At 55.3% G+C, this 11482-nt stretch carries 11 protein-coding genes; 1 reads left to right on the top strand and 10 read right to left on the bottom strand.

The window, feature by feature from the left end; translation table 11 throughout:
- Positions 1-9: 9 nt before the first annotated feature.
- Positions 10-1359 (bottom strand): proline--tRNA ligase, encoded by a 1350-nt coding sequence (gene proS, locus ACOSDM_RS08100; RefSeq protein WP_420723992.1) that lies wholly within the window; start codon positions 1357-1359, stop codon positions 10-12.
- A gap of 88 nt (positions 1360-1447) precedes the next feature.
- On the bottom strand, positions 1448-1972 hold the full coding sequence (locus ACOSDM_RS08095; RefSeq protein WP_420723991.1) for a hypothetical protein: 525 nt from the start codon (positions 1970-1972) through the stop codon (positions 1448-1450).
- Between the two features lie 104 nt (positions 1973-2076).
- Between ACOSDM_RS08095 and ACOSDM_RS08090 the strand changes: the two genes are divergently transcribed.
- Positions 2077-3360, top strand: coding sequence for a tetratricopeptide repeat protein (locus ACOSDM_RS08090; protein ID WP_420723990.1), 1284 nt, complete (start codon positions 2077-2079; stop codon positions 3358-3360).
- On the opposite strand, the gene ACOSDM_RS08085 is transcribed toward ACOSDM_RS08090, so the two are convergent.
- The 8 genes from ACOSDM_RS08085 to trkA all read right to left on the bottom strand — a co-directional run bounded on the left by ACOSDM_RS08085 (position 3357) and on the right by trkA (position 11445).
- Positions 3357-4175, bottom strand: coding sequence for an inositol monophosphatase family protein (locus ACOSDM_RS08085; RefSeq protein WP_420723989.1), 819 nt, complete (start codon positions 4173-4175; stop codon positions 3357-3359). The two genes, ACOSDM_RS08090 and ACOSDM_RS08085, sit on opposite strands and share 4 nt — an antisense overlap.
- Positions 4172-5188 (bottom strand): Ldh family oxidoreductase, encoded by a 1017-nt coding sequence (locus tag ACOSDM_RS08080; protein ID WP_420723988.1) that lies wholly within the window; start codon positions 5186-5188, stop codon positions 4172-4174. The genes ACOSDM_RS08085 and ACOSDM_RS08080 overlap by 4 nt, the downstream gene beginning before the upstream one ends.
- 159 nt (positions 5189-5347) lie before the next feature.
- The gene (gene groL, locus ACOSDM_RS08075; RefSeq protein ID WP_420723987.1) at positions 5348-6997 is read right to left on the bottom strand and encodes a chaperonin GroEL; all 1650 of its coding nucleotides are present in this window, start codon (positions 6995-6997) and stop codon (positions 5348-5350) included.
- 92 nt (positions 6998-7089) lie between these two features.
- Positions 7090-7377, bottom strand: coding sequence for a co-chaperone GroES (gene groES, locus ACOSDM_RS08070; protein WP_420724112.1), 288 nt, complete (start codon positions 7375-7377; stop codon positions 7090-7092).
- Positions 7378-7565: 188 nt separating this feature from the next.
- The gene (gene hflX / locus ACOSDM_RS08065; protein WP_420723986.1) at positions 7566-8924 is read right to left on the bottom strand and encodes a GTPase HflX; all 1359 of its coding nucleotides are present in this window, start codon (positions 8922-8924) and stop codon (positions 7566-7568) included.
- Positions 8925-8930: 6 nt separating this feature from the next.
- Complete coding sequence (hfq, locus tag ACOSDM_RS08060) at positions 8931-9188, bottom strand: RNA chaperone Hfq (RefSeq protein ID WP_420723985.1); 258 nt, start codon at positions 9186-9188, stop codon at positions 8931-8933.
- Between the two features lie 176 nt (positions 9189-9364).
- A complete protein-coding gene (locus ACOSDM_RS08055; RefSeq protein WP_420723984.1) occupies positions 9365-10054 on the bottom strand; it encodes an HAD family hydrolase in 690 nt (229 codons plus the stop codon).
- Between the two features lie 14 nt (positions 10055-10068).
- Positions 10069-11445 (bottom strand): Trk system potassium transporter TrkA, encoded by a 1377-nt coding sequence (gene trkA / locus ACOSDM_RS08050; RefSeq protein WP_420723983.1) that lies wholly within the window; start codon positions 11443-11445, stop codon positions 10069-10071.
- Positions 11446-11482 lie beyond the last annotated feature (37 nt).

Raw genomic sequence — 11482 nt, 5'->3', positions numbered from 1 at the left:
CGGATAGCCTTATTTGGACCCAGACAACTTAGCAAGGGCCGCTTCTGGAGAGAGCTCTTCTTTCTCCCCGGTTTTTCTGGATTTAAGCTCGACGATGCCATTTGCAACGCCTTTTGGTCCGATCACCACCTGCCAGGGCAGGCCGATCAGGTCCATATCGGCGAATTTCACACCGGCGCGCGTATCGCGGTCGTCATACATGACGTCCATCCCTGCGGCCTGAAGCTTGGCATAGAAGTCCTCACAGGCGGCATCACAGGCCTCGTCCCCGACGCGCAGATTGATCAGACCCACTTTGAACGGGGCAACCTCTTCCGGCCAGATAATGCCGTTATCGTCGTGACAGGCCTCAATGATCGCACCCAACAGGCGTGAGACACCCACACCATAAGAACCGCTCTGGACCGTTGCGAAGCCGCCATCTGCCGTCTGAACCTTGGCGTTCATAGGCTCGGAATATTTGTCGCCGAAGAAGAAGATATGGCCGACCTCGATCCCGCGGGCCGTCATTTGACGATCGACTGGGACTTCGGCCTGATATTTTGCCTCATCATGCATCTCATCGGTTGCCGCATAGAAAGACGTCACCTTGCCGATGACCTCGCTCATCTGGTCGGCATTGCGGTGATCGATATCCATGTTCAGCAGGTCCAGCTTCAGCAGATCCGTATCGCACCAGACCTGACTTTCGCCGGTTTCGGCCAGAATGATGAATTCATGGCTCATATCGCCGCCAATGGGACCCGTATCGGCCGCCATCGGTATGGCCTTCAAGCCCATGCGGGCATATAGGCGCAGATAGGCAACGAATTGCTTGTTATAGGAGATACGGCCCGCTTCCTGGGAGATATCAAAAGAATAGGCATCCTTCATCAGGAATTCCCGACCCCGCATCACGCCAAAGCGCGGGCGGACCTCATCGCGGAATTTCCATTGAATATGATACATCATTCGGGGCAGGTCTTTATAGCTCTTGATATGTTCCGCCACGATGTCGGTGATCATTTCCTCATTCGTGGGGCCATACAGCATTTCCCGCTCGTGCCGATCGGTAATGCGCAGCATCTCCTTGCCGTAATCTTCATAACGACCGGATTTGCGCCAAAGGTCTGCGGATTGGATCGTCGGCATCAGGACTTCATGACAGCCAATACGGTCCATTTCATCACGGACAATCTGTTCAATCTTGCGCAGCACCCGATAGCCTGTCGGCAGCCAGGAATAGATACCAGCAGATTCCTGCCGGATCATGCCTGCACGCAACATCAGACGGTGGGAGACGATTTCCGCCTCGCTGGGGGTTTCCCGCAGGGTGGGCATGAAATACTCACTCAAGCGGACGGCAGGGGACAAGCGCATCAGAAATCTACCCTTAAGGCTAAGGTTGTTAAGTGCGCGCAATCTAAGGCCTAGCGCCGTGAAGGTAAAGCCGCAGTCAGTGGATGCGCTATCGCTGAACGGCCTGCTGGCACAGGGCGATTATTTCTGCCTCGGTATCAGGTGTCAGGGCTTTGTCGTTCAGGGTCAGCTTCCCGGATGCAAGATTGTATCGGACCATCCCCAGACTGGTTGATGAATTGGCAAACAGGGTCTGCAGTGCCGGATTTCCAGCAAAAACCATAGGATTCAGTGCCAGTTCGAAGGCGATCTCTTCCGGCAGAATATCCTGTGCGGTTAAGGTCCCCGGCAGGTTTGCCCCAGCAACGGCATTGCCCCGTATATCCAGCCCCGGAACATAGTCCGCACTGGGCACAACGGCGCGGCGCAAGACCGTCTGGCATTCCTTTTTAGACATGCGCAACAGAAATTCAGGTTTTGCAGGGGGATAGGGCAGATTATCCTGTCCCCGCTCTGTTGTCGTTTCAGGCCCTGCGCCCGTGGCATTGGTGAATGGATGATCCGGCACTGTCTGCGCCGCAGCAGACATGCCAGACAATACGAGGATCAGGGCGGTCAAGAATACTGTCTTCATGCCCACACTCTCGCAATATCCAGGCCGGAATGGAAGGATGACAGATTGAAACACCGCCATACTGCGTTACGTTATAGCAACAGACGATCCAAAAGGCTCAGTTCATGATGGTACGCATTCGAACCCTTGTTTTCACCCTGTTTCTTTCCTGCCTTCTGCCGACGATTGGCTATGGTCAGATGCTGAACAACAGCCCGGACGGGGACACCCCGCAGAAAATGACCCAATTGCTGAGGGGCTGTCTGGGGGCAGGCAATACGCCCAGTCAACGACGCGACATATGCTCAACATTGCTGGATAGTGAAATCCTGTCCACTGAGGGGCGCGCAACCGCCCTGGCCTATCGCGCATCGGCCTTTCTTGACCTCTTTGATTATACTGCGGCGCTGAGAGACTTTACCGAAGCACTTGATCTGGCGCCCAACAATATCGGCTTTCTGGATGGGCGCGCCCGCACATTTGACGATATGGGGGAGCATCAAAAGGCGATACAGGACTATGACCTGGCCCTACAAATCGCGCCAAAGGTAGCGGCACTTTATGCCGGTCGTGCCTCCAGCTATGCCCAGATGGGCAATATTGACGCCGCCCTGCGTGACCTTGATCAGGCACAGAAAATTGACCCGCTGGACATCAACACATTGGTGACGCTGGGTAATCTGCATGTAGAACTGAAGCAGTTCGATACCGCGCAGGCCGCCTATACAAAGGCCATCGACATCGATCCTAACCGGTATTCGCTGTATACCAGACGGGGCCTGGCCTATCTGTTCGGGGGCAATCCGACAGAGGCGCTCACAGATTTCAGTTTCGCCATCGACCATGGCGAAGAAAATCCGGATGCCCTTATGTTCCGGGGAATGGCAAATCAGCGGACCGATAACATCGATGCGGCGCTGGCGGATTATACCCAGGCGATCAACCTGGATCCGACACGGGCCGTTGCCTGGCATCGCCGCGGCATGATTTATATGGACCGCAAAGACTATCAACAGGCGTTTGATAATCTGAATGTTGCGGTCCAGATCCAGCCGATATCGGACTATTACAATTCCATCGCATGGTTGCTTGTCGCAGCAGAAGACAAATCCTTTCGCGACCCGAAAGCGGCATTGGACTATGTCGAAAAGTCGCTGAAACTGGACGAAAATGCCGATAATGCTGATACGGCGGCTGCGGTTCATACCCTGTTGGGCGATCAGGGTCAGGCGATGAAATTCTATCGCCTGTCCATGGAATTAGGCGGTGCAGATCGCGTTCAGATGTATCAGGAATACCTCCAGAAGCGCGGATACTATCAGGGCCCAATCGATGGTAAGATCGATGAAAAGATAGAGGCTGCCATTCAAGCCTTCTCGGAAGAGGCACTGGTTCTTCTGGTGGATTAAAAATCCAGCAACAGGTAATCGCGGATTGACGTCCAAACCTCTTTGTTTGGTGCGCTCAACAGACCGTGGACGCGTGTTCCGGCCTGATAGGGGGCATCGTCGATGCGCGCGACATGGCCGCCTGCTTCTCGGATCAACAAGGTTCCTGGCGCATGATCCCAGGGCCATAACCGTCGGTAAAAGCTGAAATGGCGCGACCCCAGCGTTTGGGCTAAAAAGTCATGGCCGGCGCAGGATAGGGACACCAATTCGCCAAACCGCGCCCGCGCCGCACTACGCAACGCGCTGCGCTTGGGTTCGTCAAAATACCAAGTATTGATCAAACCGACTTTCGCTGAATCTGCTGGCGGGTCTGGTATTATCAGCCGTGTTCCGTCCAGCCAGGCCCCCTCACCCTCTGCTGCAAAGGCGGTGCGATTGGGAATGGGGTCATGGATCCAGCCCATAACCGGGCGGTTATTCTCCACCAGGGCCACCATCATGCAGAAGGTTTCACTCGCCTTGGTGAAGTTCTTCGTACCATCAATCGGATCAATCAGCCAGACAGGGCCTGGCGTATCAAACCGATCCAGGATGTCATTGGATTTGGAATAGGCCTCCTCCCCAACAACACGGGATCCCGGCAACAGGGCCGACAAAGCCTCTGTCAGGATATGTTCCGCCTCGATATCCGCGACGGTGACCAGATCACCGGGGGCCTTTTCTATGATTTCATGCTTTGCCAACCCATCAAAGCGCGGCAGGACGATTCTTTCCGCGACATCCCGCAGGATCGATTGAACCTTATCCGGATCAACCCGCGCCGCGGCTGTCACGCGGCCTCTCCGCGGGCATAGTCGCGCAACGTCTGAAACAGATTATCTGGAACCACGACCCCTTCCCGTGCCGCCTTCAGGCGATGCGCGTGGCGCCGGTCCCCTGGCAGGCGCACCCCGTCCTGATCCAGCATCGCCTGAAACAGAGTTTCGATCCGGGCGGAAAAATTCGCGCCTCCAAAAGCGGTCGGATCAATCGCCATAAAGAATTGTCCGATATCCGGCGTGCCACCGACATCATTGCCCAAATCCGATGCCTCAAAGGACCAATTCGCCCCTGTCAGTCCAGCGGCCATGATTTCCACCAATAACGCCAATCCGCCCCCTTTATAGCCGCCAGAAGGGGCCATAGACCCCTCGCCCAGAACTGTCTTGGCATCGGTACAGGGATTGCCCATCGCATCCAGGCCCCACCCTTCCGGTATCGGCTCCCCCGCTTCCATCTTGGCCGCGATACTGACACGGGATGTGGCTGTAGAGGATTGATCGATTACCAGGGGCGGCTTGCCGTCACGGGGCACGCCAAAGGCAATGGGATTGGTGCCAAACAGCGGACGATTTCCCCCGGCCGGCGCCATGGATGCCGAGGCATTGGTGAAGCAGAATCCAACCAGTCCGGCCTTGGCAATGCGATCCACGAACCAACCGATCACGCCAGAGGCATAGGAATGCTGAATACCAAACCCGGCAATACCGCAATTTCGGGCAAGGGTGTAGAATTTCTTCTCCCCCTCCACATAGGCGGGATGGCAGAACCCGTTGCGCGCATCAGCCATCAGGGCGGCCTTGCCGGTCTGCTTCACCTTCGGCACCGCAAGGCCTGAAACCTTTCCAACGCGGACATGCTGACAATAGTAAGGCAGATAGGCCAATCCGACGGCGCGGATGCCCTCGGCCTCCGCATCGACGATGCTGTCAGCCACAATGGACGCAGACTCTTCCAATGTCCCTGCCCCGATCAGTGCTGCCTTACTGAGCGCATGAACCTGATCAAGCATCAATGTGCGGGACATAAAGAGGGCCTCATTTATAAGTGTTATGAAGCCAACCTAATGGGATGCGCCAAAGGATTAAAGACTCAATCCAGACGCCTGATACAGAAAAAGGCCGCCGGACGGATCCGACGGCCTCAATCTTTAGTTTCTTAGGCGTAGGCTAGGTCAGCGTGATGCTTACATCATGCCGCCCATGCCACCCATGCCACCCATGTCGGGCATGCCGCCGCCGCCCTGGCCCTTAGGCTCAGGCTTATCAGCGATCATGGCTTCGGTGGTGACCAGCAGGCCAGCAACCGAGGCAGCATCCTGAAGCGCAGAACGCACAACCTTGGCAGGGTCGATGATACCGGCTTTCACCAGATCACAGAATTCGCCGTTTTGAGCATCAAAGCCCCAGTTGTGGTCTTTCGACTCCATCATCTTACCGACAATGACAGCACCATCTTCACCGGCATTGTCAACGATCTGGCGGCAAGGAGCCGTCAGGGCGCGACGCACGATGTCGATGCCCACGGTTTGATCATGGTTGGCACCTTCCATCTTCTTCAGGGCGTGGGTGGCATACAACAGAGCCGACCCACCGCCTGGGACAACGCCTTCTTCGACAGCGGCACGGGTTGCGTGCATGGCGTCGTCAACGCGGTCTTTCTTTTCTTTCACTTCAACTTCGGACGCACCGCCGACGCTGATCACGGCAACACCGCCAGCCAGTTTGGCCAGACGCTCTTGCAGCTTTTCACGGTCATAGTCAGAAGAGGTGTTCTCAACCTGCTGGCGGATCTGCGAGCAACGGCCTTCGATTTCTTTCTTCTTCCCGGCGCCATCGACGATGGTGGTTTCGTCTTTGTTGATGGTGACGTTCTTGGCCTGGCCCAGCATGGCAAGCGTGACGCTTTCCAGCTTGATGCCGGTGTCTTCGGAAATCACCGTACCACCGGTCAGGATGGCGATGTCTTCCAACATGGCTTTACGACGGTCACCGAAGCCCGGTGCCTTCACTGCAGCGACCTTCAGGCCCCCGCGCAGCTTGTTCACAACCAAGGTCGCCAGGGCTTCGCCTTCAACGTCTTCAGCAATGATCAACAGCGGACGGCTGCTTTGTACAACCTGTTCCAGAACGGGCAACATGGCCTGCAGGTTCGAGAGTTTCTTCTCGTGCAGCAGGATCATTGGGTTTTCCAGTTCGACAACCATCTTTTCAGAATTGGTCACGAAGTAAGGAGACAGGTAGCCGCGGTCGAACTGCATGCCTTCGACAACTTCCAGTTCCGTGGTCAGGCCTTTGGCTTCTTCGACGGTGATAACACCTTCGTTGCCGACCTTTTCCATGGCTGCAGCGATCATTTCGCCAACTTCTTTGTCGCCATTGGCAGAGATCGTGCCAACCTGTGCAACTTCAGAGCTGGTTTTGATTTTCTTGGCGCGCTTGGCGATGTCTTTGACAACCGCATCCACAGCCAGATCAATACCGCGCTTCAGATCCATCGGGTTCATGCCAGCGGCAACAGCCTTGGCTCCTTCACGGACGATGGCCTGAGCCAGAACCGTTGCAGTGGTCGTGCCGTCGCCCGCCATGTCATTGGTCTTGCTGGCAACTTCACGCACCATCTGTGCGCCCATGTTTTCGAACTTGTCTGACAGTTCGATTTCCTTCGCGACCGTAACACCATCTTTTGTGATGCGCGGTGCGCCGAAAGCCTTGTCGATCACGACGTTACGGCCTTTAGGACCCAGGGTGACTTTGACCGCATCGGCCAAAATGTCTACGCCGCGGAGCATCTTTGCCCGTGCGTCTGTGCCGAATTTAACTTCCTTGGCTGCCATAGCAGTAGGACTCCTTAATAGTGGTTTGAGCCTGAATAATCAGCTGGCAATAAAAAAGGCGAGGATCCTTTCCCCGCCCCGTCATCGCGCTGTTATTCAATGATGCCCATGATGTCAGATTCTTTCATGATCAGCAGATCGTCGCCGTCAATTTTGACTTCGGTGCCGGACCATTTGCCAAACAGGACGGTGTCGCCCTTTTTGACGTCCAGCTTACGAACGCTGCCGTCTTCTTTGATCGTGCCAGAGCCCGCGGCGATCACTTTACCCTGCATCGGCTTTTCTTGTGCCGTGTCAGGAATAATGATGCCTGTTGCGGTCTTGGTCTCGCTCTCAACGCGTTTAACTAGTACGCGATCGTGCAGAGGCCGGAATTTCATGGTCATTTCCCCTTCAAAAACTTCGTCCTGGTCTAGGCGGGCCCACCTGATGTGAACCATCGCCCCCAATCTGTCCTGAGAAAGCGCTGCTAGCACTCCCCCTTAGTGAGTGCTAGCGCATATACGAATTGTTGTGTAATTGTCAATGGAGACGAACTGAAATAAGCCGGAAACCGCCAAAGAAAGTTTTATGACAGGGCTTTATAGCCAAATCGCTGCTCAAACCGCTTCCAATCTGTTGGGTCCAGGGCGACTGTCAAAAGCACTGAGGTTCCGTCTCCAGCTTCCCGATCTGTCAGATCGTCCAGCACATCCCCATTTTCATGCAGCCAGGCCATAGCAGCGCCGTCACCGGCTGATATCTCAACATTTGCTTCAACGCGGAACCGCGCCAAGGCCTCATCAATAGCCGTCAGCAAGGGATCAAACCCCGTGCCTTCCATGGCAGAGATGGCGAAGGCATCAACACCCTCTTCCCCGGATCGGATCAGCGCGGCCCGCTGTTCCGTCGCGGCGCGGATATCGGCTGGCATTGTATCAACCTTGTTCCAGGCCTCCATAACCACCGTATCGGGTGCGATATCCAGAGAGCCCAGAACTTTCTCAACATCGGCCTTTTCGACATCAGTATCCAGGGCGGCGATATCACGGACATGCACCAGCACCTGGGCAGAGCGCACTTCTTCCAATGTCGCCCGGAAAGCCGCAATCAGATCCGTTGGCAGATCAGAGATAAATCCCACCGTATCAGACAGGATCGCGGTGCGGCCCGATGGCAGAACCACCTTGCGCATGGTTGGGTCCAGGGTCGCAAACAGCATATCCTTCGCCATGACAGCGGAATCAGTTAACCGATTGAACAGGGTGGATTTCCCGGCATTGGTATAACCAACCAAAGAGACAACCGGATAAGGCACCTTTTCCCGCGCCTTACGGTGCAGCCCGCGGGTTCTGGCCACCTGCTCCAATTCTTTCTTCAGGCGGACAATTCGCTCATCAATTAAACGTCTATCAAGCTCAATCTGGCTTTCCCCAGGTCCCCCGATAAAGCCCAGACCACCCCGCTGCCGCTCCAAGTGCGTCCAACTGCGCACCAGCCGGGACCGCTGGAAGGTCAATGCTGCAAGTTCAACCTGTAAGCGCCCTTCATGGGTTCGCGCCCGTGCGCCGAAGATCTCAAGGATAAGCCCAGTACGATCAATGACCTTTGTTTCCAGGGCGCGTTCCAGGTTGCGCTGTTGAACCGGGCTAAGCGAGGCATCCACGATCAGCAATTCAACCTCAAGCGCGGCACACAAACCATGCAAACGCTCAACCAGACCGCCGCCCAGCAATGTGGCCGGAACCGGCTTGTTCAGGCGCACATGTTCCGCATGAACAACGTCCAGTTCAATCGCCCGGGCAAGGCCGATCGCTTCTTCCAGACGTGCGTCCGGGTTCCGGCGTTTCAATGTCACGCCCGGTATTTCGGGATACAGCACAGCGGCGCGGCGGGCGCCGGTCTCGGACCAGCCCCACTCACCAGAGTCTTGAAGCTTTTCAGTCAAATCCGCTTAGCTTTCCTCGACACCATCCGTTTCGGATGGCTCGAATAATTGCACCGGCGTCGCCGGCATGACGGTTGAAATCGCATGCTTATACACCAGCTGTGAATGCGCATCCCGGCGCAAAAGCACGCAGAAGTTATCAAACCATGTAACGATGCCCTGCAGCTTTACGCCATTGACGAGGAACACCGTGACCGGAGCTTTGTTCTTCCGGAGATGATTTAAAAACGTATCCTGGAGGTTCTGGTTCTTGTCGGACGACATAAATGCCCCCTTTCCTTGCAACTTTGTTGTTATTAGCACAAACGCGCAGTCTAAGTTATTCTATCATCGGGGACTTTCCACAAGAATACGCTCTTAAACCCTGAAAAAGCCCGGGTTTAAGAGTTGTCGTATTTGTGTGGCAGGATCTTGGTCCCCACCAGATTTAACGCACACTATCAGATATAGGAACGATCCGTCGCCAAAAAAGCGTGCAGTGCGTCCAAATGGCCAAATATTCGCGCAGGCCGGCAATCCGCATATTCCCCATCCAGGTCCGGATCGGCATGAATAAGGATTGGCGTCAGCCCTGTTGCATGGGCAATTTGCATATCCACACCAGAATCACCGATGAAGTAGATATCCGGTCCGGGCTGTAAATCGCCGCTGGCATCGCGCAATCCCTGTAACGCCATGGAAACCGGTTCCGGGGATGGCTTGTCGCGTGCCGCATCCCCTGCCCCCACCAGTGCGTGAAAATACACATCCCAGTCCAGATGCGCAGCTTCTTTGCGAAGGAACCGCCCCTGCTTGTTGGAAATCACAGCCTGTGGAATGCCCTTTGTATGAACGGCGTGCAGAAAAGACGCTGCGCCAGGGGCCGCAACAAGCGCCTGCATATGGATGGCTTCGAATTCCGCATAAAAGATGTCGCGCGCTTCTTCCCACCGATCCCCGAACATGACGGGAAAGGAATCACGCATCGAATGGCGCACCCTGTTTCGGGTTTCAGCCAGCGTCCATTCCGGCATCTCCATTTTGCGAAACAGACCATTCATCGCGCCATGAATAACCGGCCAGGTGTCCACCAAAGTGTTGTCCCAGTCATACAAAATGGCTTTTGGCGGCGGCAGGTCAGAAGAATTCACGAATCAGCTTTCTATTAGAAATATTCTAGTCTTACAGCGAACATCTTTTCCATTTTCTTAACGGCAGAGGCAGCCGCCAACAGCACCACCCGGTCCTTCGTTCGAACCACCGTATCGGGCCGAGGGATAATCACCTCATCCCCCCGGATGATCGCCCCGATGATGACGCCGTTTGGCAGTTTGGCATCGCGCAATGCCTCCCCGACCAGGCTGGATGTTTCCATCGCTTCCGCCTCGATCAATTCAGCAAAACCGTCGCGCAGGCTGTGCACCTGACGAATGCGGCCCCGTCGGACATGCTGCAGAATGGTGGACGCCGTGATTTCACGCGGGCTGACGACAACATCAATCCCCAATGTCGTGATAAGGGGACCATAGGAGTTCTTGTTCACCAGGGTAATTGCCCGATCCACGCCAAATCGCTTACACAGCAGGGAACACAGAATATTGGTTTCATCGTCATCAGTGACGGCAACGACCGCTTCTGCATTGCGAATGCCAGCTTCTTCCAAGATCTCATGATCCAGCGCATCACCCTGGATAACAACCGTTGTCGGCAAGACTTCCGCCACTTGACGGGCGCGGTTCTTGTCCATTTCAACGATCTTGGCGGAATACCCGTCGGAACTGGATTCCAATTCTTCTGCCAGGGTGGTGCCGATATTCCCGCCCCCCACGATCAGAATGCGCCGGGCTTCCTTCTCCTCATGACCAAAGACGGACATGGCGCGGGGAACATGGTCGGTTTCAGCAATGAAATAAACATCATCCCCCGGCAGCATCTGATCGTCGGCAGACGGGATATGCATGGTCTCATTGCGAAAAATCGCCAAGACCGTGATGTTCAGATCGGGAAACAAGGAGGTCAACTGACGCAATGGCGTGTGGATGACCGGGCATTTGTCATCGCATCGCACGCCGATCACACGCACCTTGTCATCGCCCATGCGGATCATATCAAAGGCGCCGGGTGCGCGAATGCGCCGGGCAATCGCACGCGCGACCTCAATTTCCGGGGAGATAATGACATCAATCGGCAATTGATCCCTGGCAAACAGATTGGACCACATCGGGTTCAAATAGCTCTGTTGCCGGATCCGAGCGATCTTGGTCGGCACGTTAAACAAGGTATGGGCCACCTGACAGGCGATCATATTCACCTCGTCGGTGAAGGTAACCGCGATCAGCATATTGGCATCCCGCGCCCCTGCCCGTTCCAGGACATCGGGATGCGAGGCATGGCCGACAAAGGCCTGAACATCCAGTTGATCGTTAATCTTACCAATCAATTCGGGGGATTGATCAACAACGGTTACATCGTTGTCTTCCCCGGACAGATATCTGGCAATATGGAAACCGACCTGGCCGGCACCACAAATGACAACCTTCATATTCAGGCTCCCTTGCGCAGTTTCCGGTCCCGGACGG

This window comes from Hwanghaeella sp. LZ110, assembly GCF_048892525.1.
In the GTDB taxonomy this organism is placed as follows: domain Bacteria; phylum Pseudomonadota; class Alphaproteobacteria; order UBA8366; family Aestuariispiraceae; genus Pacificispira.
Note: the sequence above shows the minus strand (reverse complement) of the source record. Positions and strands in the feature narration are given on the sequence as shown.

Bases quoted from the DNA above. Each gene is read 5' to 3' on its own strand.
- ACOSDM_RS08080 (WP_420723988.1), bottom strand. From the start codon at position 5,188: ATGTCCCGCACATTGATGCTTGATCAGGTTCATGCGCTCAGTAAGGCA.
- ACOSDM_RS08090 (WP_420723990.1), top strand. From the start codon at position 2,077: ATGATGGTACGCATTCGAACCCTTGTTTTCACCCTGTTTCTTTCCTGC.
- trkA (WP_420723983.1), bottom strand. From the start codon at position 11,445: ATGAAGGTTGTCATTTGTGGTGCCGGCCAGGTCGGTTTCCATATTGCC.
- ACOSDM_RS08095 (WP_420723991.1), bottom strand. From the start codon at position 1,972: ATGAAGACAGTATTCTTGACCGCCCTGATCCTCGTATTGTCTGGCATG.
- proS (WP_420723992.1), bottom strand. From the start codon at position 1,359: ATGCGCTTGTCCCCTGCCGTCCGCTTGAGTGAGTATTTCATGCCCACC.
- hfq (WP_420723985.1), bottom strand. From the start codon at position 9,188: ATGTCGTCCGACAAGAACCAGAACCTCCAGGATACGTTTTTAAATCAT.
- groL (WP_420723987.1), bottom strand. From the start codon at position 6,997: ATGGCAGCCAAGGAAGTTAAATTCGGCACAGACGCACGGGCAAAGATG.
- groES (WP_420724112.1), bottom strand. From the start codon at position 7,377: ATGAAATTCCGGCCTCTGCACGATCGCGTACTAGTTAAACGCGTTGAG.